Source organism: Lysobacter tyrosinilyticus, assembly GCF_054779815.1.
Genome location: NZ_BAAGXN010000002.1, coordinates 23,308 through 49,942, shown reverse-complemented (window position 1 = coordinate 49,942; position 26,635 = coordinate 23,308). Strand labels below are relative to the sequence as shown.

At 66.7% G+C, this 26,635-nt stretch carries 19 protein-coding genes and 1 riboswitch; of the genes, 5 read left to right on the top strand and 14 right to left on the bottom strand.

Annotated elements, in window-relative coordinates; translation table 11 throughout:
- Positions 1 to 18 precede the first annotated feature (18 nt).
- The 14 genes from thrA to ACYVGK_RS06500 form a co-directional block, all read right to left on the bottom strand.
- Complete coding sequence (gene thrA, locus ACYVGK_RS06565; RefSeq protein WP_460732499.1) at positions 19 to 2,550, bottom strand: bifunctional aspartate kinase/homoserine dehydrogenase I; 2,532 nt, start codon at positions 2,548 to 2,550, stop codon at positions 19 to 21.
- Positions 2,551 to 2,632: 82 nt separating this feature from the next.
- The gene (locus ACYVGK_RS06560) at positions 2,633 to 2,773 is read right to left on the bottom strand and encodes a hypothetical protein (RefSeq protein WP_460732498.1); all 141 of its coding nucleotides are present in this window, start codon (positions 2,771 to 2,773) and stop codon (positions 2,633 to 2,635) included.
- A gap of 193 nt (positions 2,774 to 2,966) precedes the next feature.
- The gene (leuB, locus tag ACYVGK_RS06555) at positions 2,967 to 4,091 is read right to left on the bottom strand and encodes a 3-isopropylmalate dehydrogenase (RefSeq protein ID WP_460732497.1); all 1,125 of its coding nucleotides are present in this window, start codon (positions 4,089 to 4,091) and stop codon (positions 2,967 to 2,969) included.
- The gene (leuD, locus tag ACYVGK_RS06550) at positions 4,081 to 4,704 is read right to left on the bottom strand and encodes a 3-isopropylmalate dehydratase small subunit (RefSeq protein ID WP_460732496.1); all 624 of its coding nucleotides are present in this window, start codon (positions 4,702 to 4,704) and stop codon (positions 4,081 to 4,083) included. Before leuD ends, leuB begins: the two co-directional genes overlap by 11 nt.
- A gap of 181 nt (positions 4,705 to 4,885) precedes the next feature.
- Positions 4,886 to 6,298 carry a 3-isopropylmalate dehydratase large subunit gene (gene leuC, locus ACYVGK_RS06545; RefSeq protein ID WP_460732495.1) on the bottom strand — a complete coding sequence of 471 codons (1,413 nt, stop codon included), beginning with the start codon at positions 6,296 to 6,298 and terminating at the stop codon, positions 4,886 to 4,888.
- A gap of 133 nt (positions 6,299 to 6,431) precedes the next feature.
- Complete coding sequence (locus tag ACYVGK_RS06540; RefSeq protein ID WP_460732494.1) at positions 6,432 to 8,003, bottom strand: 2-isopropylmalate synthase; 1,572 nt, start codon at positions 8,001 to 8,003, stop codon at positions 6,432 to 6,434.
- Positions 8,000 to 9,169 carry a threonine dehydratase gene (locus ACYVGK_RS06535; protein WP_460732493.1) on the bottom strand — a complete coding sequence of 390 codons (1,170 nt, stop codon included), beginning with the start codon at positions 9,167 to 9,169 and terminating at the stop codon, positions 8,000 to 8,002. The genes ACYVGK_RS06540 and ACYVGK_RS06535 overlap by 4 nt, the downstream gene beginning before the upstream one ends.
- Before the next feature lie 178 nt (positions 9,170 to 9,347).
- Positions 9,348 to 10,235 (bottom strand): aminotransferase class IV, encoded by an 888-nt coding sequence (locus ACYVGK_RS06530; protein ID WP_460732492.1) that lies wholly within the window; start codon positions 10,233 to 10,235, stop codon positions 9,348 to 9,350.
- 143 nt (positions 10,236 to 10,378) lie between these two features.
- Positions 10,379 to 10,615: an ACT domain-containing protein gene (locus tag ACYVGK_RS06525; protein ID WP_460732491.1), complete on the bottom strand. Its 237-nt coding sequence runs from the start codon at positions 10,613 to 10,615 to the stop codon at positions 10,379 to 10,381.
- A complete protein-coding gene (gene ilvG, locus ACYVGK_RS06520) occupies positions 10,599 to 12,356 on the bottom strand; it encodes an acetolactate synthase 2 catalytic subunit (RefSeq protein ID WP_460732490.1) in 1,758 nt (585 codons plus the stop codon). Before ilvG ends, ACYVGK_RS06525 begins: the two co-directional genes overlap by 17 nt.
- Positions 12,356 to 13,363 (bottom strand): ketol-acid reductoisomerase, encoded by a 1,008-nt coding sequence (ilvC, locus tag ACYVGK_RS06515; RefSeq protein ID WP_460732489.1) that lies wholly within the window; start codon positions 13,361 to 13,363, stop codon positions 12,356 to 12,358. Before ilvC ends, ilvG begins: the two co-directional genes overlap by 1 nt.
- A gap of 66 nt (positions 13,364 to 13,429) precedes the next feature.
- Positions 13,430 to 15,202, bottom strand: a complete 1,773-nt coding sequence (ilvD, locus tag ACYVGK_RS06510; RefSeq protein WP_460732488.1) for a dihydroxy-acid dehydratase — start codon at positions 15,200 to 15,202, stop codon at positions 13,430 to 13,432.
- Between the two features lie 113 nt (positions 15,203 to 15,315).
- Positions 15,316 to 15,474, bottom strand: a complete 159-nt coding sequence (locus tag ACYVGK_RS06505; protein ID WP_460732487.1) for a hypothetical protein — start codon at positions 15,472 to 15,474, stop codon at positions 15,316 to 15,318.
- Between the two features lie 134 nt (positions 15,475 to 15,608).
- A complete protein-coding gene (locus ACYVGK_RS06500; protein ID WP_460732486.1) occupies positions 15,609 to 16,358 on the bottom strand; it encodes a TylF/MycF/NovP-related O-methyltransferase in 750 nt (249 codons plus the stop codon).
- 80 nt (positions 16,359 to 16,438) lie between these two features.
- Positions 16,439 to 16,534: riboswitch (TPP riboswitch) on the top strand.
- A gap of 150 nt (positions 16,535 to 16,684) precedes the next feature.
- Here ACYVGK_RS06500 and thiC point away from each other — a divergent pair.
- The 5 genes from thiC to ACYVGK_RS06475 all read left to right on the top strand — a co-directional run bounded on the left by thiC (position 16,685) and on the right by ACYVGK_RS06475 (position 26,552).
- Positions 16,685 to 18,562 carry a phosphomethylpyrimidine synthase ThiC gene (gene thiC / locus ACYVGK_RS06495; protein ID WP_460732485.1) on the top strand — a complete coding sequence of 626 codons (1,878 nt, stop codon included), beginning with the start codon at positions 16,685 to 16,687 and terminating at the stop codon, positions 18,560 to 18,562.
- A 559-nt stretch (positions 18,563 to 19,121) separates the two neighbouring features.
- Positions 19,122 to 21,380 carry a winged helix-turn-helix domain-containing protein gene (locus ACYVGK_RS06490; RefSeq protein WP_460732484.1) on the top strand — a complete coding sequence of 753 codons (2,259 nt, stop codon included), beginning with the start codon at positions 19,122 to 19,124 and terminating at the stop codon, positions 21,378 to 21,380.
- Between the two features lie 155 nt (positions 21,381 to 21,535).
- Positions 21,536 to 22,438: a helix-turn-helix domain-containing protein gene (locus tag ACYVGK_RS06485; RefSeq protein ID WP_460732483.1), complete on the top strand. Its 903-nt coding sequence runs from the start codon at positions 21,536 to 21,538 to the stop codon at positions 22,436 to 22,438.
- Between the two features lie 98 nt (positions 22,439 to 22,536).
- Positions 22,537 to 25,455 carry a TonB-dependent receptor plug domain-containing protein gene (locus ACYVGK_RS06480; RefSeq protein ID WP_460732482.1) on the top strand — a complete coding sequence of 973 codons (2,919 nt, stop codon included), beginning with the start codon at positions 22,537 to 22,539 and terminating at the stop codon, positions 25,453 to 25,455.
- Between the two features lie 113 nt (positions 25,456 to 25,568).
- The gene (locus ACYVGK_RS06475) at positions 25,569 to 26,552 is read left to right on the top strand and encodes an aspartyl/asparaginyl beta-hydroxylase domain-containing protein (protein WP_460732481.1); all 984 of its coding nucleotides are present in this window, start codon (positions 25,569 to 25,571) and stop codon (positions 26,550 to 26,552) included.
- Positions 26,553 to 26,635 lie beyond the last annotated feature (83 nt).

Below are 26,635 nucleotides of genomic sequence, written 5' to 3'. Positions count from 1 at the left end.
CGGAGCGGAGTCGAAGGGTCATGGACGTGCTCCCAGCGCCTGGGCGATGGCGAGGATATCGCCGAATACGCCTGCGGCCGTGACATCCGGGCCTGCGCCGGGTCCCTGTACTACCAGCGGATTGCTGGCATAGCGGCGGGTGCGGAACTGGATGAGATTATCGGTGAGTTGGCTATGCAGCGCGGGATGCTGCGGTTCCGGCGAAACCAGGCCGACGCGCGCATTGCCGTCGCGGTCGAGCCGGGCCAGATAGCGCAGCGCGCGGCCTTCGCGGCGTGCCGCATCCAGCCGCACCTGCAACGGTGCATCGAGCTCGGACAGGCGCGCCAGGAATTCCTCACGATTTATCGCGCGCAGCTCCGGCGGCACGAGACTCTCGATCGCGACATCTTCCATCGACAACTCGCGCCCCGCTTCGCGCGCGAGGATGACCAGCTTGCGCGCCACGTCGATGCCGGAAAGGTCGTCGCGCGGATCCGGTTCGGTATAGCCCAGGGCGCGCGCTTCGGATACCAGCTGCGAGAACGGCACGCTGCCGTCGTACTTGTTGAACAGCCACGCCAGCGTGCCGGAGAACACGCCTTCGACTTCGGTCAGTTCATCGCCGGTGTCCAGCTGGCTGCGCAGTGTCTGGATCACCGGTAGCCCGGCGCCGACCGTGGCTTCGTAACGGAAGTGGCCGCCGTTGCGGGTCGCGGCCTGGATCGCGCGGTAGCGCTCCAGCGGGCCGGAGCCGGCGTGCTTGTTCGGCGTGACCACATGGATGCCGGCGGCGAGCCAGGCCTCGTAATGCGCGGCGACCGCGTCGCTGCCGCTGCAGTCGACGATCATCGCGTGCGGTAGGTGCTCGGCGCGCACATGTGCGGCGAAGCGGTCGAAGTCGAGCGGCTGGCCCAGTTCCAGCGCTTCCACCGCTTCCGCCGGATCGAGTCGACGCGGCGCCAGATGCATGCGCTGGCTGTTGGCGATGGCGCGCAGGCGCAGGTCGAGACCACTGACACCCAAGCCGCTGTAGCGCGTGGCCGCCTGCGCCAATTGCGCGAGCAGGGCGCGACCGACATTACCGGGGCCGATGATGCCGACCGACAAGGTCTGCGGCGACAGCCAGAACGCGGAATGTGCAGCGCGCAAGCCACGCGTGGCATCGTCGGCATCGATCGCCACCGAGACGTTGCGTTCGCTGGCGCCTTGCGCGATTGCGCGGATGTTCACCCGCGCCTGCGCGAGTCCGGCGAACAGGCGCGCCGATACGCCGGGTGTGCCGACCATGCCATCGCCGACGGCGGCGAGCACGGCCACACCGGAGGTGATGCGTACTCCCTCGACCAGACCATCGGCGATCGCATCGCGGAACGCGGCCTGCACCGCCATGCGTCCGCGCTCGGCCTGATCGGCACGCAGCACGCAGCAGATCGAGTGTTCGGAGGAGCCCTGCGAAATCATCGTCACCGACACGCTCGCGGTGTGCAGCGCGGCGAACATGCGCTCGGCCGTGCCGGGCACGCCGATCAGGCCGGCGCCGGTGAGCTCCAGCAGCGCCATGTCGGGGACAAGGCTGAGTCCCTTCACCGGCGAGGCGGCCGGCACGGATTGCTCGGTGATCAGCGTGCCGGGGCTATCGGGATTGAGCGTGTTGCGGATGCGGATCGGCAGCCCGGCGTTCATCGCCGGCGCCATCGTCTGCGGATGCAGCACCTTGGCGCCGAAGTAGGCGAGTTCGCAGGCTTCCGCATAGGACATCGATTCCAGGCACACCGCATCGGGCACCAGGCGCGGATCGGCGCTGAGTACGCCATCGACGTCAGTCCAGATGGTCAGCAGGGTGGCGTCGAACAACACGGCGAAGATCGCCGCCGAGTAATCGCTGCCGTTGCGGCCCAACGTGGTGACCGCACCGCCGCCGTCGCGGGCGATGAAGCCGGTGACGATCACGTTGGTCTGCGGGTTGGCGGCGCGCCACATCGCGAGCTTGCTGCGGCTGGCCGTCCAATCGACGCCGACACCCAGCTCGCCCGCGTGCACTTCCAGCACTTCGCGCGCGTCCATCACGCCCCACTTGAACACGTCGCAATCGAGCGTGGCCTTCAGCATCCGCGAGGACCAGACTTCGCCCAGGCCCTGGATCGTGGCGAACCACTCGGGTTTGCGCGACGGCGCCGACAAAGCGGCGTGCAGTGCGAGGAACTCCTGTTCCAGCCAGGCGGCGAGCGCGTAGGTCTCGCTCGCGTCCAGCTCGCGCGCGGTGCTGAGGTGGCGGTCGCGCAGGTCGCGGAACTCTTCTTCCCAGGGCTTCTTCGCCAGTGCGGCGTTGGCCAGGCCGCTCAGGGCATCGGTGACGCCCTGCATCGCCGAGACCACGACCACGCGCGAGAAGCCGTAATCGTTCAGCAGCGTCGCGACATTGCGGAAGCGGTCCGCGGTGGCGAGGCTGGTGCCGCCGAACTTGTGCGCCTGGCAGACAAGCACGGGCTCAGCCGGGCGCGGTTGACCGGACAGGCGTCCTTGAAGCGCCGCGGCGGCAGCTGGGTCGGAAGGTGGTGCGACGGACATGCGGGGGCTCCTGATAAGCCCCGCAACGGCCGGAGGGGGTTGCCCCGCATCCGGTCCGGATGCGGGGCGGGGTGATGGATTCTCAGTCCACGACGCCCAACCGCATCCGCCACCTGGTACCGGTACCGGTGGTAGTGCGGGTGGTGGTAATCGTCGCCACGGCCACGCCGATACGCGCAGCCTGGCTGCGGATCGTGCGGGCGGTGGCGAGGGCGGCGTGCATGGACGAAGTGATAACGGGGCGTGCGGCGGGCTGTCAAATAATCTTACGGGTGAAACGAGTGGTAGCGGCCTGTCCGGACTCGCTTTTGTTCGTCATCCCGGCGAACGCCGGGATCCAGCTCTTCGGAAAGTACGGAAATACTGGATCCCGGGCATTCGCCGGGATGACGAAGGATTAGCTCCCAACCAGCTCCCTAGTCGCGCAACTCGGTCACCTGGCACGGCAACTGCAGCTGTTCGATGACCGCGGCAGTGGCGGCGCGCGTACCGATTGCCGGCTTCCCGGCGGCAAGGTCTGCAGTGAGATGCCCGGCGTCCAAGGCGTTGGAGACCGCCTTCTCGACGCATTGCGCCTCGGCTTCCAGGCCCAGCGAATGCCGCAACAGCAGTGCCGCGCTGAGGATGGCCGCGTAGGGATTGGCGATGCCCTGGCCAGCGATGTCGGGTGCGGAACCGTGGATGGGTTCGTACAGGCCTGTCCTGAGCGTAGGCGAAGCCGAAGTCGAAGGGCCGACGCGGCCTTCGCCCAGGGAAGCCGACGGCAGCAAGCCCAGCGAGCCGGCCAGCATCGAGGCCTCATCGGTGAGGATGTCGCCGAACATGTTCTCGGTGACGATCACGTCGTACTCGCGCGGCTTGGCGAGCAGGTGCATCGCCATCGAATCCACCAGCTGGTGCTCCAGCGCCACGTCGGGGAATTCGTCGCGCACCACCTGCGTGGCGACTTCGCGCCACAGGCGGGAGGTTTCCAGCACGTTGGCCTTGTCAACCGATGTGACGCGACCACTGCGCTGCAGGGCGAGGCGGCAGGCGTGGCGCACCACGCGTTTGACTTCATCGACGCTGTATTCGCACAGATCGCTGGCTGATTCGGCGGTGCGCTGCTTCTGGCCGAAGTAGATGCCGCCGGTGAGCTCGCGCACCACGATCAGGTCGACGCCCTGCAGCAGGTGCGGTTTGATCGGTGAGGCGCCGAGCGCGACCGCGTGCGGCTTCACCGGACGCAGGTTGGCGTACAGGCCCAGTGCCTTGCGGATCGCGAGCAGGCCCTGTTCCGGGCGCACCTTGGCCTTGGGATCGGACCACTTCGGGCCGCCGACCGCGCCGAGCAGCACCGCATCGGCCTTCCGTGCGGCCGCCAGCGTGTCCAGTGGCAGCGGCTCGCCAGTGGCATCGATCGCGGCGCCGCCGATCAGCTTCTCGGTGAAGGTGAAGCTGTGGCCGTAGCGTGCGGCCACGGCGCGCAGCACTTCCACCGCCGCAGCGGTGACTTCGGGACCGATGCCGTCACCGGGCAGGACGACGATGTCAGCGTGCATGGGAAACCTCGGTAGTAGCGACGTGGGAGTACGGATGGGCATTGCGTCCGGCTTCGAAGCGTTCGATCGCCGCGTGCTGCTTGAGCAGGTAGCCGAGCTGATCCACGCCTTCGAGCAGGCAAGTCTGGGCGAAGGCGTCGAGCGGGAATTCGAAGCGCCGGCCGTCGGGCAACGCGACGCTGCGGGTGGCGACATCGATAGCGAGTTCGATCCCGGGTTGGTCAAGCAGTTCGTCGACGATCGCGTCATCTAGCACGATCGGCAGCAGACCGTTCTTCAATGCGTTGCTACGAAAGATGTCGGCGATTTCGCTGCTGATCACCGCGCGCAGGCCGAGATCGAGCAGCGCCCACGGCGCGTGCTCGCGCGAGGAACCGCAGCCGAAGTTGCGCCCGGCGACGAGGATGCGTGCGTTGACGTTCTCGGCCAGGTTGAACGGAAAGGCGAGGTTGGTCGACCCGTTCGGCAGCGTGCGCCAGTCGCTGAAGGCGTGCTTGCCCAGGCCCTTGCGCTCGGTGGTGGTGAGGAAGCGCGCCGGAATGATCTGGTCGGTGTCGATGTTGCGTTCGCGCAGCACGACGGTACGCGAGGTGAGTTCTTTGAAGGCATGCATCAGGAGATCTCCCGGCCACACGGTTGCATTTGTTCGTCATTCCCGCGAACGCGGGAACCCAGGGTCTTTGGGGTTGCGGTTGCTTCTTCCGCTGCTGCGGCTGACAGAAGCAAAGCCACTGGGTCCCCGCTTGCGCGGGGATGACGGGAAGCAGCGAACGTTGTAAAGGAAGCGGGATTCATCACGCCGCCTCCGGTTGCAGGAACTTGCGCGGATCGGTGATCTCGCCGGCAACCGCGCAGGCTGCGGCCGTCGCGGGCGAGGCGAGCACGGTGCGTGCGCCCTTGCCCTGGCGGCCTTCGAAGTTGCGATTGCTGGTCGAGACTGCGAGCTGGCCGGGACCGACCAGGTCGCCGTTCATGGCGATGCACATGGAGCAGCCGGGCTCGCGCCACTCCGCGCCGGCGGCGCGCACGATGTCGTGGATGCCCTCGGCCTCCGCGTCGCGCTTGACCTGCTCCGAACCGGGCACGACCAGCATGCGCACACGCGGATGCACGCGACGGTTGCGCAGCACCTCCGCCGCCGCGCGCAGGTCGCTCAGTCGCGAGTTGGTGCAGCTGCCGACGAACACCACGTCGACCGCACGACCCGCGACCGCGGCACCGGCGTCCCAGCCCATGTATTGGCGCGCCTTGGCTTCATCGCTGTCGGCACTGGCCGATACGTTGCCGCTGAGTGCGACGACCTGGCCCGGATGCGTGCCCCAGGTGATGGTCGGCTGGATGTCGCGCGCATCGATGTGCACCTCGCGATCGAAGCGGGCGCCGTCGTCGCTGCGGAACTGTTGCCAGTACTCGACTGCGCGGGCGAAGTCATCGCCCTGTGGCGCACGTGGCGTATGCGCCAGATATTCGAACGTGGTTTCGTCCGGCGCGATCAGGCCTGCACGCGCGCCGGCTTCGATCGACATGTTGCACACGGTCATGCGCTCGTCCATCGACATCGCGCGGATCGCTTCGCCGCGATATTCGATGACGTGGCCGGTGCCGCCATTGACGCCGATCACGCCGATCACGTGCAGGATCAGATCCTTCGCGGTCACGCCGGGCGCGAGTTCGCCGTCGACCGTGATCGCCAGCGTCTTGGGCTTGCGTTGCAGCAGGCATTGCGTGGCCATCACATGGCTGACTTCACTGGTGCCGATGCCGAAGGCCAATGCTCCAAAAGCACCATGCGTGGCGGTGTGGCTGTCGCCGCAGACGATGGTCATGCCGGGTTGGGTCAGGCCAAGCTCCGGGCCGATCACGTGGACGATGCCGCGGTGCGCGCTGTCGAAATCGAACAGCTCGACACCGAAGCGCGCGCAGTTCTCGCGCAGCGTCTGAACCTGGGTCTGTGCGGCTTCGCTGACGTACGGCAGGACGCCGTGCGCGTCGGCGGGCAGCGTCGGCGTGGAATGGTCGAGGGTGGCCTTGGTGCGTTCAGGACAGCGCAGCGGCAGGTCGCGCGCGTCGAGTTCGGTGAAGGCCTGCGGCGAGGTGACTTCGTGGATCAGGTGCAGGTCGATGTAGAGCATGGCCGGCGCGGCCTCGCTTTCCGGCGTGACCACGTGCGCGTCCCACAATTTGTCGAATAGGGTTCTGGGAGTCATTGAACAGTGCTCTTTTCTGTGTCTTTGTCCGTTGCTGTTGCTCGTCATTCCCGCGAACGCGGGAACCCAGCGCCTTGGTGCTCAGGCGAAAGTCGCTGGGTTCCTGCTTGCGCAGGAATGACGAGCGAGGGAATCACGCACTCACTGCGACACGCGGCTGCACCCTGTGCCCGCGCAACACGCGGTTGGCGACATCGAGCCACGCGATCGCGCTGGCTTCGAGCACGTCGCGGCTGGTGCCTTGTCCGGTCAGGGTGTCGTCGTCGATGCGCGCGCTGAGGTTGGCCTCGCCGCGTGCGTCGGCACCGACGCCCATGCTGTGCACCTCGTAGGTCTCGAGCACGAAGTCGACGCCGGTCGCCTGTGCGAGCGCGGCGAACAACGCGGCCACCGGGCCTTCGCCTTCGGCGCTCTGGATCACGTGCCGGCCGTCCGGATCGGACAGGTCCACGTGTGCGCGTGTGCGCTGGCCGTAGTCGGTCAGACTTAAGGCGGAGACGCGCCAACCCGGGCCAAAACTCTCGCCCTCGACCAGCCGCTGCAGGTCGCGATCACTGATCACGTGCTGGGTCTGGGTCAGTGCCTTGGCATCGGCGATCACCTGGTCCAGTTGCGCGTCTTCCAATATGTAGCCCAGATGGCGCAGGCGATTGGCGACCGCGGCGCGGCCACTGTGGCGACCCAGCACCAGCTGCGAGTCCTCCCAGCCCACGTCCTGCGGCCGCATGATTTCGTAGGTATCGCGGTTCTTCAGCATGCCGTGCTGATGGATGCCGGACTCGTGCGCGAAGGCATTGGCGCCGACGATCGCCTTGTTGCGCTGTACCTGGTTACCGGTGATGCGCGAGAGCAGGCGCGAGGTCGGCAGCAATCGGCGGGTGTCGATGCCGGTGCCGACGTTGTAGTACGCGCCGCGCACCTTCAGCGCCATCACCAGCTCTTCCAGCGCGGCATTGCCGGCGCGTTCGCCGATACCGTTGATCGTGCATTCGACCTGGCGCGCGCCGCCTTCGACCGCGGCCAGCGAGTTGGCGACGGCCAATCCCAGATCGTTGTGGCAGTGCGCACTGAACACGACGTGCTCGGCGCCCTTCACGTTGGCGCGCAGATATTCGAACAGCGCACGAATCTCAGCGGGCGTGGTGTAGCCGACCGTGTCGGGCACGTTGAGCGTGCGCGCGCCGGCTTCGATCGCGGCGTCGAACACTTCGACCAGGAACTCGCGCTCGGTGCGCAGCGCGTCTTCGGCGGAGAACTCGACGTCGTCGACGTGCTTGCGCGCCAGGCTCACGCCCATGATCGTGTGCTCGATCACCTGCGCGCGGCTCATGTTGAGCTTGTGCTGGCGGTGCAGCGGGCTGGTGGAAATGAAGGTGTGGATGCGTGGCGCGGCGGCGTGTTGCAGCGCGCTGGCGCAGGCCTCGATGTCGGCGGGGTGGCAGCGCGCCAGTGCGGCGATCGAGGCGCCGCGCACCTCGCGGGCGATGGTCTGCACCGCGTTGAAGTCGGCGGGCGAGCTGTTGGGGAAGCCGGCTTCGATCACGTCGACGCCGAGATCGGCCAGCGCGTGCGCGAACAGGATCTTCTGCGCGGCGTTCATGGTGAAGCCCGGCGACTGTTCGCCGTCGCGCAGGGTGGTGTCGAAGATGCGGATCGGGGCGGGCGTGGCGACGCGTGCTACGTCGCTCGGAATGGAATCATTCACGTCAAGCAGTCCTCTTTTGGCGTGTTTTCGGTGGTGGAAGCAGCGGAGGGAGTGCGCGGGACGGCTGCCGCAACCAGGTTCGCGCCAGGCGCGAGCGTCGTCGGGGCAGCCTGCCTAAGTCGGGCCTGCATGCCGGCCTTGGCGGCGGCTTCGTCCAGCACCGGTCGCGTCATGCCCGTCGCTGGGAGCGGCTCCTGCACACGCCGGCGCGGCTTGCGCGGCGGACGCGGACGCACATCGCACAGCAGCTTCGCGAGCACGCCGGCATCGACGTTGCCGCCGGATACCACTGCGCATTTGCGCTTGCCGGCGACGCGGCGGCCTGCAGCCAACGCCAATGCACCGGCGCCTTCGGCGATCACGTGTTCTTCCAGCGCAAGCCGCACCAGCGTCTCGCGCAGTTCGGCCTCGCGCACGATCACCACGTCGTCGAGCAGCGCGCGCAGCACCTTCTGAGTCAGCGCGCCGGGCTCCTTCACCCGTACGCCATCGGCGAGCGTGGTCGCGGGTTCGCATATTTCCAGATCGCCGCGCAAGGCACGCGCCATCGAATCCACGTTCTCGACCTGCGCGCCGACTACGCGCACGCCCTGCGACTTCAGCGCCAGCACCACGCCGGACGCCAGTCCGCCGCCACCGATGGGAACCAGCACCACGTCCGGCATCAGCGCGGCCATTTCCAGCCCGACCGTGCCTTGACCGGCGATCACGTCCGCATCGTCGAACGCGGACAGCAGGCGGAAATCGTGCTGCGCGGCGAGTTCGGCGGCGAAGGCCTTGGCCTCGTCATAGCTGTCGCCATGCAGGCGCACGGTGGCGCCCCAATGCGCGACGCCGGCGATCTTGGTTTCCGGTGCGGTGCGCGGCATCACCGTGATCGCTTGCAGACCCAATCTGTAGGCCGCCCACGCCAGGCCCTGTGCGTGATTGCCGGCGGACGCGGCGATGGTCGGGCGCGTATCGCCGCGTTCGCGCGCCGCCAGCAGCGCGTTCATCGCGCCGCGCACCTTGTACGAACCGGTGCGCTGCAGGTTCTCCAGTTTCAGCCAGCAGCCGAAGCGTTCGGCATAGTGCAGCGGCGTGGGATTGAGATAGCGACGCAGCCGCGCCTGCGCCGCCAATACATCGGCAGCGCTTACGGGCAAGTCCGTAACGGAAGCGCTCATCACCGCGCTCCCCTTCGTGTTGAGCCAATGACTTCCGCTCGTGCCGAGCGGATGAATCCCGCTCGTGCTGAGCGTAGCCGCGCAGCGGCGAAGTCGAAGCACCCGACCATGCGCGAGTCCTTCGACTTCGGGCCTGCGGCCCTACGCTCAGGACGAACGGAGGCGGGCGCCGACGTGCTCATACAGTCGTCAGCCAATGCGCGTAAGCGGCGTCTTCACCGCGAACCACGCGCCGATACTGCTGCACCAGCTCCGTGGCAACGCGGTGGTCGTCGAAGCGGCGCGTGTCCAGTTCGGCGACCGGGGTGATCTCCGCGGCCGTGCCGCAGACGAATACGGCATCGGCTTCTGCCAGCTCTTCGTAGCGCACCGGTCGCGATTGCGCACTGGTCAACGCGATCACGGTGTCGCGGGTGATGCCCGCCAGCGCGTCGCGATGCTCTACTGCGGTGATCCGGTAGCCGCGCACCATGAACACGTTGGCGCCGGTGCACTCGACGATATAGCCCTGCTCATCGACGAACAGCGCCTCATTGAAGCCGCGCTGCTTGGCCTCGTGCTTGGCCAGGATCGAATTGACGTAGGCGCCGCACAGCTTCAGCGGCGGCAACGAAGTGGCGGGATTGCGCCGCCAGCTCGAGGTGCCCAGACGCACGTGCGCGCCGGCCAGGTGCACGTTGGTCGGGAAGGTCGCGACCATCAGGTGCTTGCTCAGCGGCGCGACGTCCAGGCCGATCGAGCCGGTGCCGCACCAGGCCAGCGGACGCACGTAGGCGTCGCGATGGCCGTTGCGGCGCAGGATCTGCAGCGTGGCCTCGGTGGCTTCGGCGACATCGAACGGGATGCCCAACAGCTCGCAGCCCTTGCGCATGCGTTCCAGGTGTTCGGGAAGACGGAATACGGCGCTGCCACCGTCGACCGTTGCATACGCGCGGATGCCCTCGAACACGCCGCTGCCGTAATGCATGGCATGCGTGGTCAGCGGCGCGCCGTCCGCGCTGGCGTCGATGAAGCGGCCGTCGAACCAGATCTGCGGGCTCTGCTCCCTCCCTTTTGCCGAAGGCAAAGGGGAGGGCTGGGGAGGGGTGCTTTTGATCGTGGCGGCACCCGAAAAGGCTTCGGCGCTCCGCGCCTCATACCCCCTCCCGGCCTCGCCCTGCTCGCTGCGCGAGCAAGGGGAGGAGACAAGCACAGCGTCCCGCGGCGAGCTCATCGACATAGCGAGACCTCCACCGCGAGACAGTCGTACAGCTTCTCCAACTGTTGCTGCAGCGATTCGGGCGCACGTTCGCCTTCGACGGTCATGCGCAGATGCCAACGATCGCCGTCGGGCTGTGCTTCGCCGTCGACGCTGATCGGCTGGAAGCCGCGGCGCTCGGCCGTGCCCAGTACGCGGGCGAGGGCACCTTCGGCATGGCGCAGAGTGAGATCAAGCTGGTAGCGCATGGGCGTCCTCCTGTGGATTGGCGTATGAGGGAGCGACGGTGTCGTCGCGTTGCGGATCGAGCATCTCCGCGTTGTTGCGGTTGGGTGGAACCAGTGGCCACACGTTGGTGGCCTGGTCGATGGCGACGTGCAGCAGCGCCGGACCCTTCGCGTCGAGCAGCGCCTGCAGCGCGGCTTCGACTGCATCGGCGCGATCGACATGCAGCGCCTCGACGCCGAATGCAGTGGCAACGGCTCCGAAGTCGGGGTTGTCGGACAGGTCGATCTCCGAATAGCGCTTATCGAAGAACAGCTCCTGCCACTGCCGCACCATGCCCAGCGCCTGGTTGTCGAGCAGCACGATCTTCACGGGCAGGCCGTAGCGGCGCAGCGTTGCAAGCTCCTGCACGTTCATCAGGAACGAGCCGTCGCCGCTGACGCAGACCACGCGCGCCTCCGGTTCCCTGCATTTATCAAGCGCGAGCTGTGCACCGATCGCCGCCGGCAGGCCGAAGCCCATCGCGCCGAGCGCGCCGGAGGTCAGGTGCTTGCGCGGATCGTCGAAGCGCCAGTGCTGCGCGACCCACATCTGGTGCTGGCCGACGTCGCAGGCGACGACGGCATCGGGCGCGAGTTCGGACAGGCGCTTGAGCAATGCCGGCGCGTACACGGTCTCGCCCGGCGCGTCATAACGTGCCGCACCTTCGCGTGCACGCTGCTGGCACAGCGCACGCCACTGCCGGCGCGCGGCGCCGTGGCGACCATGGAGATGCGCGGCGCACGGCAAGGTCAGTTTGGTCAGCGTAGTGGTGATATCGCCGCGCACGCCGGCATCGGCGTGGCGCAGCTTGCCGATCTCGCAGGCATCCAGGTCCATGTGCACGACGCGCGCATGCGGAGCGAATTCGGCCAGTTTGCCGGTGGCGCGGTCGTCGAAGCGCGCGCCGACCACGATCAGCAGGTCGCTCTCCTGCACGGCCAGGTTGGCCGCGCGGGTGCCGTGCATGCCGAGCATGCCGAGATTGAGCGGATGCTGCGCCGGCAGTGCGCCCAGCCCCTTCAGCGTCAGCACCGTCGGGATCTGGGTGGCGTCGACGAAGGTGCGAAACGCTGCCATCGCGTCACCGAGCGCGATGCCGCCACCGCCATAGATCACCGGCCGGTCGGCCTGCGAGATCAGAGCCAGCGCCGCGTGTAGCGACGCATCCATCGGCGCATCAACATCATCGATGCCCAACGACACGTGTGGCGCCACGCGTGAGGCGTCGCCGTTCTGCACGTCCTTGGGCAGATCGATCAGCACCGGGCCGGGGCGGCCGGAGCGCGCCAGGCGGAACGCTTCGCCGACGATGCGCGGCAGGTCCTCGACGCGGCGCGCGATGAAGCTGTGCTTCACCATCGGTAGCGTCATGCCGAACACGTCCAGTTCCTGGAACGCATCGGTACCCATCAGCGTGGTCGGCACCTGGCCGGTGATGACCACCATCGGCACCGAATCCAGCATCGCATCGGCGATGCCGGTGACCAGGTTCGACGCGCCGGGGCCGGACGTCGCCACGCATACACCGACGCGCCCGCTGGCCCGCGCATAACCGTTCGCGGCGAACGCCGCGCCCTGCTCGTGGCGGACCAGAACGTGCTTCAGTTCCGATACGCCATGCAGCGCGTCGTAGAACGGCATGATCGCGCCGCCCGGATACCCGAACAGCGTGTCGATGCCTTCGGCGACGAGGGCCTGCACCAGCCAGCGGGCGCCATTCATCACGCGGCCTCGGTCTGCGGTGCGGCGGCGGGCTTGGTCGCCTGCGGCGCGGTCGACAGCCACTTCATGTTGGCGCGCAGCTTCTTGCCGACCGCTTCGATCGGATGATCGAGGTCGGCCTGCTTCATCGCCTTGTAGTTGGCGTTGCCGGCGGCGTACTCGGCGATCCACTGGCGCGCGAAGGTGCCGTCCTGGATCTCCGTCAGCACCTTCTTCATCTGCGTGCGGGTGTTGTCGTCGACCACGTAGTTGCCGCGGGTCAGCGCGCCGTACTGCGCGGTCTCGCTGATGAACTCGTGCATGCGGGTGATGCCGCCTTCGTAGAACAGGTCGACGATCAGCTTCAGTTCGTGCAGGCACTCGTAGTAGGCGACCTCCGGTTGATAGCCGGCTTCGACCAGGGTTTCCCAGCCGGCCTGCACGAGCTTGGTCGCGCCGCCGCAGAGCACGGCCTGTTCGCCGAACAGGTCGGTTTCGGTTTCTTCTTTGAAGGTGGTCTTGATCGCGTTCTGACGTGCGCCACCGATGCCGGCGCAATAGGTCAGCGCGAACTGCTCCGCCTTGCCGCTCTTGTCCTGGTAGACCGCATACACCGACGGAACGCCGCGACCGATCTCGTACTCTCGACGGACCAGCGCGCCCGGACCCTTCGGTGCAACGAGCACGACATCGAGGTCCTCGCGCGGCGAGATCTGACCGTAGTGCACGTTGAAGCCGTGCGCGAACAGCAGGCAGGCGCCCTTGGCGATGTTCGGCTCGATCACTTCGCCGTAGAGCTGCGGCTGGACCATGTCGGGCGTGAGCACGGCGACGAGTTCGGCGTCTTTCACCGCCTCGGCGGGCGTCTTCACGGTGAAGCCGTCGGCCTTCGCCTTGATCTCCGTGGGGCCGCCCGGGCGCAGGCCGATGGTGACGTCGAAGCCGGAGTCGCGCAGGTTCAGTGCATGGGCGCGGCCCTGGCTGCCGTAACCGACGATCGCGATGCGGGGCTGGGTGGTGCTGGTCATGGTGGTGTCCTGTGGTGGATCGGAAGAGGTGGTGATCGAACTGGTTGTGAAGCTGGAACTGCGGGATCAGACGACGATTACTTCGTCCGCCAGGTCGGCGGCCGAACGAACGAATGCAGAAGTGGAGTCGTTGGCGTCGGACGCGTCCATGCGAAGCACGTGCGAAAGCGGGCCCGGTGCGGTAACCGCGCCGCGCGACGCGGAACCGACCGCAAGCGCGTATTTGGCGAGCACGCCGGTAGTGACGCGCGGCGCCATGCGTTTGGCAGGGCGCACGCGCAGGTCGGCGTCGACATCGATGCGGCGCTGCGCGACATCGATGCGTACGGTGTCGCCTTCGCGCAGCTTGGCGATCGGTCCGCCGCGTGCGGCTTCCGGCGCGATGTGACCGACCATGAAGCCGTGCGTGGCGCCGCTGAAGCGGCCATCGGTGATCAGCGCGACGTCGTTGCCGAGGCCCTGGCCGACCAGCGCGGCTGTGACCGCGAGCATCTCGCGCATGCCAGGACCGCCGGCGGGGCCTTCGAAGCGGATCACGACCACATCGCCTGCGTTGATCAGTCGCGCCTGCACCGCGGCGAACGCGGCTTCCTCGGAATCGAACACGCGCGCCGGGCCTTCGAAGTGTTCGCGGCCGTGGCCGGCGAGCTTGAGGATGCAGCCCTCGGGAGCGAGATCTCCGTACAGGATCGAGTAGCCGCCGCGCGGCTTGATCGGCGAAGCGATCGGACGCACCACGTCCTGGGCGGCTGCGACCGGAACTTCATCGAGTTCGGCAAAGAAGCGGCGGCCGGTGACGGTCGGAATGTCTTCGATCAACCCGGCCGCACGCAGTTCGCGCGCGACCAGCGCGGTGCCGCCGTACTCGAACATCTCCGCCGCGGTATAGCGACCACCGGGCTTCAGGTCGGCGATGACCGGCGTGCGCGCGGCCGCTTCGAACTCGTCCAGGTCGAAGGCGACACCTGCTTCGTGCGCGATCGCCAGCAGATGCAGCGCCGCGTTGGTGGAACCGGCGGTGGCCGAGACCGCGCGCGCCGCGTTGCGCAACGCGACGGGAGAGAGGATGTCGCGCGGTCTCGGGCCGCCATCGCGCAGGAGCTGCATCACCAGTTCGCCGCAGGCATGGGCGGCGACGGGCTTGTCGACATGGACCGCCGGGATGTCGTTGAGCTGCAGCGGCGACAGGCCGAGGAAGGTCAGCACCATCGCCATCGTGTTGGCGGTGAACTGGCCGCCACACGCGCCCGCGCCGGGGCAGGCGTGCGATTCGATGCGATGCAGTTCGCGGTCGTCGATCTTGCCGGCGGCGTGCGCACCGACGGCTTCGAACACGTCCTGTACGGTGAGCGCGCGGTCTTCCTCGGGCCTCGCTGCGGCGCGTTTTGGGCAATGTCCCGGCATGATCGTGCCGCCGTACAGGATCACGGTCGGGATGTTCAAACGCGCGGCCGCCATTGCCGCCGCGGGAATGGTCTTGTCGCAGCCGACCAGCATCACCACCGCATCGAGGCAGTGTCCATTGACCGCGAGCTCGATCGAATCGGCGATGGTCTCGCGCGACACCAGCGACGCGCGCATGCCCTCGGAGCCCATCGCGATGCCGTCGGTGACCGCGATCGTGTTGAACTCGATCGGCGTGCCGCCACCGGCGATCACGCCGGCGCGCACATGCTGGGCGAGATCGCGCAACGTGAGGTTGCACGGCGACACGTCCGACCAGGTATGCACGACTGCAACCAGCGGCTTGGCGATGGCGGCATCGTCGAGCCCGGTGGCGCGCAGCATCGCGCGGGCCGGAGCACGTGCGGGTCCTTGCTTGATGGCGTTGCTTCTCACGTCTGAACGTTCCTGCGACTGCTTCGTGGAAAATTCAGGCCGTAGAAAACAAAAACCCCGCGCCTTCTCAGGCGCGGGGTCTTTGGATCTAGACCTGGGTTGTGGTGTCTTACTTACACAAACCCGTACTCCGCGCTGATTGGCCCGGTAATAAGTACAAGTACGGTAATAAGCGCGACGGTGGCGAGCGTAATGAGGGCTGCGCGCAGCACGACCGCCGAGCCTTGCGGCTGGGTGATGGCGATCGGGAAGTGGTTGTTGCGCTGCGTCATGAGTTCAGGAAATCACGTCGTTCGGAACCGTGTCAACGCCTGATGCGGCGATATCACCAAAGGTAATAGTGAATCCGGATTTCCGTTTCGGAAGAAATGGTTTCGCTACCGCAATGAATTCAGGTTCAGCCGCATTAGAGCTTTCGAAAATAGCCGTTCGAATATTCGTTCGCATACAGCACCGAAACCTTCTCGGGCTTGTCGGCGAAGAACTCGTCGGCTGCGCGCCTCACCCCCGGCGAGACGTAGGTGTCGCGGATGCCTGGGCACGCGTACACCGTCGGATCGTAGTAGACGCAGAAGAAACCGATCGCTCCCGGTGACATTCGCGCATAGATATGGGGCAGCACGTGCGTCATGGAGGAATACAGGTCACCGTCGAGGATGGCGAAGCTGATGCGCTCGGGCAGCTGCGATGGAATGGTGTCCTCGAACCAGCCCTTATGGACGACCGGCCGCGTTGCGACGCCGGCGCGCCGGAAGTTCGCCTCGAACTGTTCGAGCGGCGCGATCATGTCGCCCTTGCGGTAGATGCCGTCGGCGGCATCGACGCCGGTCGGTTCGGGCAGGCCCTCGAAGCTGTCGTAGACGTGGAACTGCTTGCTGTGGTCGCCGCTCGCCGACAACACCGATTGGACCACGGTCGACGATTCGCCGGTTGCGCAACCCACTTCGACCAAGTCCCCAGGGACGTTGTAGGCGCAGGTCTGGCTGGCCAGGTGGAACACGTTCATGCGCGACTCGACGTTGCCGTAGCCCCAGTGGTAGGGCGGTGGCGCCACCCTCAGTTTCGTGCCGAGGCGCGCGAGCACCCGGTTCGCGATGCGCTGGCGGCCGCCCGGGGGGCGGTTCATGCGGGTCACGATGATGCTGCTGGGGTCCATGCCCGGTAATTACGCGAGACAGGGCACGGAACGGTCCACTTTTCCTGGGCCATGCCCCACGCGGGGGTGTGGTCTAATACCGCCCGAAGCGGGGGTACCGGCCTGTGCCGGTTGAGACACACCCTTCGAACCTGATGCGGTTGAGACCGCCGTAGGGAAGCTTCGCCGGATTGCCTTGCGATTCGTGCGCCGCCCGCTTCGTCGCGCCACGCCGCGATGACTTTTCCGGTTGCCATAGCATTGAACGCGCCGTAGCGCGGGGTGAAATTCGGCAGCCAGAACGGCCGTTGCGACGTTGCTCCACGCAACAGAACCGGACGAACCAGATGAACGCCGTTCCCTCCCAGCTCCTCCAGCAGGCCGAACAACTGTCGGCCGACGTCACCCGCCCGATTCCCGGCTCGACCAAGATCCATGTCGAAGGCTCGCGCCCGGACATCCGCGTGCCGATGCGCGAGATCGCGCTGACGAAGACGCCGACCATGTTCGGAGGCGAGGACAACGCGCCGTTCGCGGTCTACGACTGCTCGGGTCCGTATACCGATCCGGAGGCGCGCATCGACCTGGCCGCCGGTCTGGCGCCGCTGCGTGCGCAGTGGATCGCCGAGCGTGGCGATACCCGGTTGTTGTCGGCGCTGTCGTCGGAATTCGGTCGTGCCCGCGAGACCGATCCCAAGCTCGATGCGGTGCGCTTCCGTTCGCGTCCGCAGCCGCGCGTTGCGCTCAGCGGCGCCAATGTGTCGCAGATGCACTACGCGAAGAAGGGCATCGTCACGCCGGAGATGGAATACATCGCGATCCGCGAGAACCAGCGCATCGAGGCGATCCGCGAGGCGCACCTGCTGCGCCAGCATCCGGGCGAGCACTTCGGCGCCAATATCCAGAAGTTGATCACCCCGGAATTCGTGCGTGACGAAGTGGCCCGCGGCCGCGCGATCATTCCGAACAACATCAACCATCCGGAAAGCGAGCCGATGATCATCGGCCGCAACTTCCTCACCAAGGTCAACGCGAACATCGGCAACAGCGCGGTGTCGTCGGGCATTGCCGAGGAAGTCGAGAAGCTGGTGTGGGCGATCCGCTGGGGCGCCGACACGGTGATGGACCTGTCGACCGGCAAGCACATCCACGAAACCCGCGAGTGGATCATCCGCAACTCGCCGGTGCCGATCGGTACGGTGCCGATCTACCAGGCACTGGAGAAGGTCGATGGCCGCGCCGAAGAGCTCACTTGGGAGATCTTCCGCGACACCCTGATCGAACAGGCCGAGCAGGGCGTGGACTATTTCACCATCCACGCCGGCGTGCTGCTGCGCTACGTGCCGCTGACCGCCAAGCGCGTCACTGGCATCGTGAGTCGCGGCGGTTCGATCCTGGCGAAGTGGTGCCTGGCGCATCACAAGGAGAATTTCCTCTACACGCACTTCGAGGAAATCTGCGAAATCATGAAGGCCTACGACGTGGCCTTCTCGCTTGGCGACGGTTTGCGTCCGGGTTCGATCGCCGATGCCAACGACGCGGCGCAGTTCGGCGAGCTGGAAACGCTCGGTGAGTTGACCAAGATCGCGTGGAAGCATGACGTCCAGACCATGATCGAAGGCCCCGGCCACGTGCCGATGCAGCTGATCAAAGAGAACATGGACAAGCAGCTGCGCGAGTGCGGCGAAGCGCCGTTCTATACGCTCGGCCCGCTGACCACCGACATCGCGCCGGGCTACGACCACATCACTTCTGCGATCGGCGCGGCGATGATCGGCTGGTACGGCACGGCGATGCTTTGCTACGTCACGCCGAAGGAACACCTCGGCCTGCCGAACAAGCACGACGTGCGCGAAGGCCTGATGGCGTACAAGATCGCCGCACATGCGGCGGATCTGGCCAAGGGGCATCCGGGTGCGCAGGCGCGCGACAACGCGTTGTCGAAGGCGCGCTTCGAGTTCCGCTGGGAGGACCAGTTCAATCTTGGTCTGGATCCGGAACGTGCCCGCGAATACCACGACGAGACGCTACCCAAGGATGCGCACAAGGTCGCGCACTTCTGCTCGATGTGCGGCCCGCACTTCTGCTCGATGAAGATCACCCAGGACGTGCGCGACTACGCTGCCGAGCACGGCGTCGAGGAGTCGGCCGCGCTGGAAGAGGGGATGGCGGAGAAGTCGAAGGAATTCCTGGCGCAGGGCGCCGAGGTTTACCGCAAGGCCTGAGGACTCCCTCGCCCCGCTTGCGGGGAGAGGGACAGCGTTGCGTAGCGACGCAGGGTGAGGGGTCGTCAGACGCCGCGTCCAAAAGCGCCCCTCATCTGCCCTTCGGGCATCTTCTCCCCGCAGGCGGGGAGAAGAACAAGCCACTTATGCTCTGGACTGGCGCCTCGCCACGCTTGCGGGGAGAGGGGCAGCGTTGCCTAGCAACGCAGGGTGAGGGCCGTCAGGCGTCGCGCCAAAAAGCGCCCCTCATCTGCCCTTCGGGCATCTCCTCCCCGCAAGCGGGGAGAAGAACAAGCAGGACTTCGGGGTCGCCCAAAAAAAGCGCCGGAGGACAGATCCGGCGCAAAGGGACTTATTGGAGGAGATGACGCCGGGGGGCGTCTGCCGGTAACCGGACCTAGCGAGGCTGAATGCCTGTACAGGCCGGGTAACCGGTGAACCTTAGAATGACCCGACGGTCGATACCTTTCCCGTGACGGCAAGCTCGTTTGCCGCATCGGTCGGTTCCATTGACCGCACTGGCACCCCTTCGCGCGCCTGCGCATCATTTCGCCTCTTCATGTCGAACCCTGCCCCGCCATCGCCATTGCTGCCGACCGCGCGGCTGCGCGTGGGCGAGTGCACGGTGGACATGCCGCTGCGCGAGATCCATGCGCCCGGCGCGCGGCGCCCGCGCCGCGTCACGCCCAAGGCGATCGGTGTGCTGGCAGCCCTGATCGAGCAGGGCGGGCGGGTGATGAGCCGTGAAGCGCTGCTCGCACAGGTCTGGGCGGGCACGCTGCCGACCGACGACGTGGTGACCCAGGCCATCACCCAGCTGCGCAAGGCGTTCGACGACGAGCGCGGCAATCCCCATTACATCGAGACGATCGCCAAGTTCGGCTATCGCCTGCTGGCGACGGTCGAGTGGCTGGACGCGCCGGAGCCGATGGAATCCCCGGCCCCGGCCATGCCGGCAGCGCAACCAGGCCCGCCGCAAGCGACGCGTCCGCGCTATGCGCCGGCCCCGCGCGACGTGCGCGGTGACTGGCGCGCGGTCGCCGCGGCGATCGCGGTGGCGATGCTGGTATTCGGCGTTGTGCTGCTGTGGTCGTTGCGGCGCGACGCGCCCGGCGCGGCCATGCCGCACCACGCTCAGGCCGGCGGGCGCGGTGCATCGACCACGGCCGGCTATCGCCTGATCACTTCGGTGCCGGGGATCGAGAGCAGCCCGAGCCTGTCACCGGATGCCGCGCTGGTCGCCTACGTGGCGGTGCCGGCCGGACAACGCCGCACGGCGATCATGGTCCAGACCACCGATCCCAGCACGCCGAGGCAGCTGAGCCATCCCGAGAGCGAAGCGGCCGACAGCGCGCCGGCTTGGTCGCCGAACGGACGCGAGATCGCGTTCCTGCGCGTGGTGCCGGGTCGCGACTGCAGGGTCCTGGTGCTGCCTTCCAGCGGCGGTACCGAACGCAGCGTCGGCGAATGCGATCCGCGCAATCCGCCCAGCTTCGACTGGACCTACGACGGCCGCGGCCTGGTCTTCGGCAGCCGCGGTACGCCCACCGGGGGGTCCGGTCTGCGCCTGCTCGATCTGGCCAGCGGCGAGTGGCGGCTGCTCGACTACGGCGCGGTCACCAGTGACGTCGACTTCTCGCCGCGTTATTCGCCGGACGGGCGTTGGATCGTGTTCGTGCGCAACTCGCCGGTCGGCGACCTGTACCGCATTCCCAGCAGCGGTGGCCATGCACAGCGCCTGACACGCCTGCATGCGGACATCCGCGGCTGGGACTGGATGCCCGACGGCCGCAGCATCGTGCTCAGCCGCTGGAGCGGCAGCGCCAGCCGCTTGTTGCAGGTCGACCTCGACAGCGGCGTGCTGCGCGACATGGGCATCCAGGACGCCATCGAACCGACGATCGCGGCCAAGGTGCCGGCGCTGGCCTTCAATGAGTCGCGCAGCTATTTCGGCATCCACCGCATGGCGTTGAACGGCCGCCACGAAATGGACCGGCTGTTTCCCTCGTCGGGTCGCGATCGCCTGCCGGTGATCGCCCCGGACGACCACCAGTTGGCGTTCACCTCCGATCGCTCGGGCGAGTTCGGCCTGTGGTGGGTCGACATGCAGCGCCCCGAGTCGCTGCGATTGATCGAAGGCGTGCGCCCCGAGTCCTGGCATCCGCCGGACTGGTCGCGCGACAGCCGACGCCTGCTGGTCGTGGGCGACGGCACGGCCGGCTTCGGGCTGTACGAAATCACGCCGGCGAGCGGCCAGGTCGTGCGCTTGCCGAGCCCGGAGGCCGACGTGGTGCAGGCCGTCTACGTGCCCGGCGACGACAATCGTCTGCTTATGGTCGCGGGGGGCGAGGAAGGCCGACTGCAGTTGCGCCTCTACAACCGGCGCAGCCGACCGTGGCAGGCCCTCGCGGTCATTCCCGACGTCGCCGTGGCCCGCGTGGATGCGGCCAACCGGCGGGTGTTGTTCACCCGGCCCGGGCGCTCCGGCCTGTGGCAGGCCGATCTCGTCCTCTCGCCGGGCAGCATCCGCGAGATCGATGCCGAAGTTCCCGAGGCCGGCCGTTACCGGGCCTGGGCCGTGTCCGCGGATGGCCGCATCTACTTCTTCCAGCCCACGGCCGATTGCGCCTCCGCGCTTCGGCGCTTGGGCGACGCCGAATCGCTGCTGTGCGTGGATCGCAATCGCCGCAATGGCCCCAGCGGCTTCAGTCTGGCCCCGCGCAACGATGCGATCTACGTCACGCTTTCACTTTGGGACGGCGGCGACATCGGCTTCATGCCGCTGACCATGGCGTCGGAGCCGATCGGCTCGCAATGACGCAAGCGCTTGGTTTTTCTGAAAAAACTATCTTCGGAAGTCCTTCGGAAACGCTTTCGGCCAGATTTCGCACAACTCTCCGCCAAATTTCCTGATGTGAGCCGGTTCATCCGGCAAATCCACCTCCCACTACTGGGCATGAACGAGGTGGAACGGTGGAAGCGACGCAATGGGCGGACCGTGGACAGATCCTGCAACCGGAATTGGGCGACGCCGCCCAGGCCGGCTGCATCGGCGTCGCGCGGCTGGGCAGCGTGCAGCTCGACAACGGCGGCTTCTCGGTCTGGGTACAGATCCGGGGTAGCTCCTGGGTGGAGGCCCGTGAGGGCCGGTTCCAGCTGCAGCGCGGTGAATGGATCGCGCTGGAGCGGGATTCGCGCCCGCTGGTCCAGAGCGACCGCCATGGCCTCTGCATCGGCCTGAGCCTGGGCAGCGAAGTACTGCGTGCGCTCAGCCGACTCGCCGACGGTGCCCTCTATGCCGGCCGGGGCCGCCTGAGCTGCCGCGACGTCCGCAGCGTGCTGCGCCTGTGGCGCGAGACCGCCGCACGCGCTCCGGCGCTCGACATGGCCCTGCTGCGTCCGCTGCTGCTGCAGCTGATCGGCGTGCAGCGCGACCTGGCCGCGCGCGTGCCGCGTTGCCCGGGGCGTTCGCGCACGCGCAAGCGCCAGGTGTTCGGCCGACTGCAGCGGGCCCGCCTGTACCTGGAAGGCAACAGCGATCGCATCGTGCGCATCAGCGAGCTGGCCGAACTCACCAGCTTCTCCAGCTGGTACTTCTCCAAGACGTTCCTGTCGCTGTACGACGAGAGCCCGCAGGCGGCCGCCGCGCGTCTGCGCATCGAGCGCGCGGCCGAGTTGCTCGAAGGCACGTCGATGATGATTGGCGAAGTCGCCGGCGCGTGCGGCTTCGACAACTGCTGCAGTTTCGCGCGTGCATTCCGCGCGCGTTTCGGCGTCTCCGCATCGCGCTATCGCCAGGGTGTGCGCGCGCCCGCGCAATCGCTTGCGCCGCCAAATGCGGCAAACGCACCCATCGCGCACCGCAAAGCTTCCTAGCGCGTGGGGCCGTAAGTTGCCGAGGCGTTTAACGCACCAATAACGATCGTCGCCAAATGGCGATCGCAACAGATACCGATCATCCGGAGAGAGAACAGATGACTCATCGCCACACCGCGATGTCGCGCGGCCTTTTGCCCGTAAGCATCGCGCTTGCCCTGGCCCCGGCATTCGCCGGTGCGCAGGATGCGCAGCCGACCGACACGACGCGTGCTGAAAATGCCACGACGCTCGATCGCATCGAAGTGACGGGCTCGCGCATCCGCCAGTCCGACATCGAAACCGCGCAGCCGGTCATCCAGGTGACCCGCGAGCAGATCCAGCAGCAGGGCTTCACCTCGGTCGCCGACATCCTGCAGAACCTGACCTCGGCAGGCTCTCCGGCGATCTCGCGTTCGCAGGCGCTCGCTTCCGGTGAAGACGTCGGTGGTTACTACATCGACATCCGTAACCTCGGCGCGAACCGCACCCTGGTGCTCGTCAATGGCAAGCGCCTGGGCGTTTCGACCAGCGGCCTGCAGGACCTGAGCCAGATCCCGGTCTCGGCGATCGAGCGCATCGAAGTCCTGAAGGACGGCGGCTCCGCGCTGTACGGCTCCGACGCCATCGCCGGCGTGGTCAACGTGATCACCCGTCGCAACTACGACGGCGTCGAAGCCAATGCCTACCTCGGCCAGTACAGCCAGGGCGACGGCGAGAAGCAGTCCTACGACCTCACCATCGGCAACGTCGGTGAGCGCTCCAGCCTGACCGCCAGCTTCGAATACGCGAAGGAAAAGCCGGTCTTCGCCAAGGACCGTCCGTTCAGCGCCTACGGCAACGTGGGTGAGAACTACTCCGACGACTATCCGTTCTCCGGCTGGAGCCCGGTGAGCCAGAACGGCTCGTTCTGCGAACCGTGTGGCCCGCGCCCGCAAGATGCCGTGTGGTGGACCCTGACCCCGGGCACCGATCCGCGCAATCGCGCCAACTACACGCGCATCACCCCGGCGCAGTACGCCAACTCGAACGAACAGATGTTCGTGCAGACCGGCATCGAGCGTCAGTCGATCTTCGTCAACGGCTCGGTCGATCTGACTGACAACATCCGTTTCCGTTCGGACCTGCAGTACAACAAGCGCACCACCGACCAGCAGATCGCCGGTTACCCGTTCCAGTCGGCTTCGTTCGGCCTGCCGCTGTCGGGCAACAGCTACTTCACCCCGACGCCGGGCGCGGATCTGACCTTCCGCCGCCGCCTGTGGGAAATGCCGCGCACCACCGAGAGCAAGCTGGAAACCTTCCGCGTCGCTTCGGGCTTTGAAGGCAGCTTCCAGATTGGCGAAAAGTACTGGGACTGGGACGTCAGCGCGAACATCAACCGCAATGAGAGCGTGAAGAACGCGCGCGGTGACGCCAACCTGCTGGCCGCCGAAAAGGCGCTGGGCGCCTCCTGGCTCAACCCGGCCACCGGCCGCGTCGAGTGCGGCTCGGCTGCCAACCCGATCGAGTACGGCACCAACTTCGGCGCCGGCCAGTGCGTGCCGTGGAATCCGCTCGCGCCGTACGGCGACACCCAGGCCGGTTCGCTTTCGGGCAACGCGGATCTGATCGCCTACATGTTCCCGCAGTACACCGACACCGGTCGCACCAACTCGAAGACCTACAGCGCCAACCTGTCGGGCTCGCTGTTCGCGCTGCCGGCCGGCGATCTGGGCCTCGCAGTGGGCGTCGAGCATCGTTCGGAAGACGGCCGCTTCGTTCCGGACGCGTTCGCCCAGGCCGGCCTGAGCACCGGCCTGCCGGCGACCACCACGTCGGGTCAGTACTCGCTCGACGAGGCCTATGCCGAACTTGAAATCCCGGTCCTGGCCGACATGCCGTTCGCCAAGGAACTGAGCTTCAACGTCGCGACCCGCTACTCCGACTACTCGAACTTCGGCGACACGCTCAACAGCAAGTTCTCGTTCCGCTGGCGTCCGATGGACGGCCTGTTGGTTCGCGGCACCTACGCCGAGGGCTTCCGCGCGGCGTCGATCAGCGATCTGTACGGTGGCGTGGGCGGCAGCTTCGAGTCGTACACCGACCCGTGCGGCGTGCTGAAGGATGCCAACGGAAACATCGTGGACAGCCAGAGCAACGGCAATGCGGCGTGCAACGCGGCCGGCGTGCCGGCCAACTACGTGCAGCTCGGCCAGGGTCTGGTGCCGTGCACCGGCTATCCCTGCCAGACGCCGGACCAGTTCCTGAGCGGTTCGAACCCGAACCTGACTCCGGAAACGGCCACGACCAAGACCGCGGGCATCGTGTGGAGCCCGAAGTGGGTGGAAGGCCTGGATATCGAACTGGACTGGTACAACTACGACCTGTCCAACGCGATCATCTCCGATAGCGTCGACCGCATCCTGCGCGACTGCTACGTGCTGGGTAACTCCGCGCGCTGCAATGGCGTTGTCCGCGCCACCGACGGTCACATCACCAACCTGTTCTTCGGCCTGGCCAACCTCGGCGCGCTGGAAACGGAAGGCTTCGACTTCAACGTCAACTACAAGCTGCCCGAGACCTCGTTCGGCAAGTTCACGTTCAATTGGGACAACTCGTACACCAGCAAGTACGACACGGCCGGCCAGGACAAGAACGGCAACGACATCATGATCGGTCAGGTCGGCACCGGCGGCGTGTTCCGTCTGCGCTCGAACCTGGGCGTGAACTGGTCGAAGGGCATCTTCAGCGCGAACTGGACCGCACGTTACTACTCGGGCATCTACGAGAACTGCGTGCCGAACCGTCCGTGCAACGATGCGGACCGCTACGCCAACGGCGCCAAGGCTGCGATCAACCGTCTGGGCTCGAACACCTTCCACGACGCCCAGGTCGCGGCGAAGCTTCCGTGGGACGCGACCGTTGCGGTCGGCGCGAACAACGTCTTCAACCATATCGGTCCGACGATGTTCACCCAGCCGGCGAGCAACTTCCCGTACTACGGCGGCTTCGATATCGGTCGCACCGTGTACCTGAAGTACCAGCAGCGCTTCTGATCCTCCCCGGGATCACTCTACGGCCCCGAAAGGGGCCGTAGTTTTTTGCGGTGTGCGTGCGGAGCGGTGATGAAGGCGCGTAGCATTACCGGGCATTCGCTCGGGGCTCATGCATGAAGTTGCCGGTTCCATTCGTCCAGCTGCCGTTGCTCTTCGATGCGGAGGCACTCGCGACCGAGATCGATGCCATCGGGGAATCGCACTGGCGCGCGCACCCGCAGGGCTTTCCGGGCAATTCGATGTTGCCGCTGGTGGCGGTCAACGGTAATCCGGATGACGAGGGCTTTGCCGGCGCCATGCAGCCGACCGAGTACCTCCAGCGTTGTCCCTATCTCGCCCAGGTATTCGCCAGCATCGGCGCCACCGTGGGCCGCAGCCGGTTGATGCGGCTGGCCGGACAGGCGGAAGTCACCCGGCATGCCGACCAGGGCTATTACTGGGCCGAGCGCGTGCGCGTGCACGTGCCGATCGTGACCCAGCCGACAGTGCGTTTCGAATGCGGTGGCGTTGCGATCAACATGGCGGCAGGCCAGTGCTGGATCTTCGACACGTGGCGTCAGCACCGCGTCCTGAACGACGCTGCGAGTTCGCGTGTGCACCTGGTGATCGACACCGTGGGGGGAGAGCGTTTTTGGGAACTGGTCGGGCGCGGGCGTCCGCACAACGGACCGTTGAGCGCGCCGGCCTGGTCGCCGCACACCGTCAGGCCCGACAGCGCGAGCGTCCATGACTTCGTCTGCGAAACCGTCAACGTGCCGATCGTGATGACGCCGTGGGAACTCAACAGCCATTTGGGCCTGTTGTTCGCCGATGCCGTGCCGCACCCCAACCTGCAACCGCTACACGCGTTGACCCAGCGCTTCAGCCGCGCTTGGCAGGGGCTATGGTTCCAGCACGGCGAGCGCATCGAAGGCCACGACAGCTTCCGCCGCCTGATTGCCACTTATCTCGCCACTGCGAAGCCGCTTGCCGAACCGCTGATGCTCAACAACGATCTGGCCTGGTTTGGTGCGATGAACTCGCTGATCGGACGCATGGCGGTGCGCCCGGCGGACGCAGTGCGCTCGAAACAGCGCGACCTCGCCGACAACGCCTGACTTCGCCTGCTTGCGCCTGATATGACTTTGGGCACATAGGCACGCCAATCTCTGCCAGCCTTGGCGACAACGCGGGTCAACCC

What these genes read in the sequence shown, in the direction of transcription:
- ilvG (WP_460732490.1), bottom strand. Translation starts at nt 12,356, where the DNA reads ATGAATGGCGCCCGCTGGCTGGTGCAGGCCCTCGTCGCCGAAGGCATC.
- leuB (WP_460732497.1), bottom strand. Translation starts at nt 4,091, where the DNA reads ATGCACGCTGACATCGTCGTCCTGCCCGGTGACGGCATCGGTCCCGAA.
- ACYVGK_RS06500 (WP_460732486.1), bottom strand. Translation starts at nt 16,358, where the DNA reads ATGGACCCCAGCAGCATCATCGTGACCCGCATGAACCGCCCCCCGGGC.
- ilvC (WP_460732489.1), bottom strand. Translation starts at nt 13,363, where the DNA reads ATGACCAGCACCACCCAGCCCCGCATCGCGATCGTCGGTTACGGCAGC.
- ACYVGK_RS06535 (WP_460732493.1), bottom strand. Translation starts at nt 9,169, where the DNA reads ATGAGCGCTTCCGTTACGGACTTGCCCGTAAGCGCTGCCGATGTATTG.
- thiC (WP_460732485.1), top strand. Translation starts at nt 16,685, where the DNA reads ATGAACGCCGTTCCCTCCCAGCTCCTCCAGCAGGCCGAACAACTGTCG.
- leuD (WP_460732496.1), bottom strand. Translation starts at nt 4,704, where the DNA reads ATGCATGCCTTCAAAGAACTCACCTCGCGTACCGTCGTGCTGCGCGAA.
- ACYVGK_RS06505 (WP_460732487.1), bottom strand. Translation starts at nt 15,474, where the DNA reads ATGACGCAGCGCAACAACCACTTCCCGATCGCCATCACCCAGCCGCAA.
- ACYVGK_RS06490 (WP_460732484.1), top strand. Translation starts at nt 19,122, where the DNA reads ATGTCGAACCCTGCCCCGCCATCGCCATTGCTGCCGACCGCGCGGCTG.
- thrA (WP_460732499.1), bottom strand. Translation starts at nt 2,550, where the DNA reads ATGTCCGTCGCACCACCTTCCGACCCAGCTGCCGCCGCGGCGCTTCAA.
- ACYVGK_RS06560 (WP_460732498.1), bottom strand. Translation starts at nt 2,773, where the DNA reads ATGCACGCCGCCCTCGCCACCGCCCGCACGATCCGCAGCCAGGCTGCG.
- ACYVGK_RS06525 (WP_460732491.1), bottom strand. Translation starts at nt 10,615, where the DNA reads ATGCGCTACCAGCTTGATCTCACTCTGCGCCATGCCGAAGGTGCCCTC.
- ACYVGK_RS06475 (WP_460732481.1), top strand. Translation starts at nt 25,569, where the DNA reads ATGAAGTTGCCGGTTCCATTCGTCCAGCTGCCGTTGCTCTTCGATGCG.
- leuC (WP_460732495.1), bottom strand. Translation starts at nt 6,298, where the DNA reads ATGACTCCCAGAACCCTATTCGACAAATTGTGGGACGCGCACGTGGTC.
- ACYVGK_RS06480 (WP_460732482.1), top strand. Translation starts at nt 22,537, where the DNA reads ATGACTCATCGCCACACCGCGATGTCGCGCGGCCTTTTGCCCGTAAGC.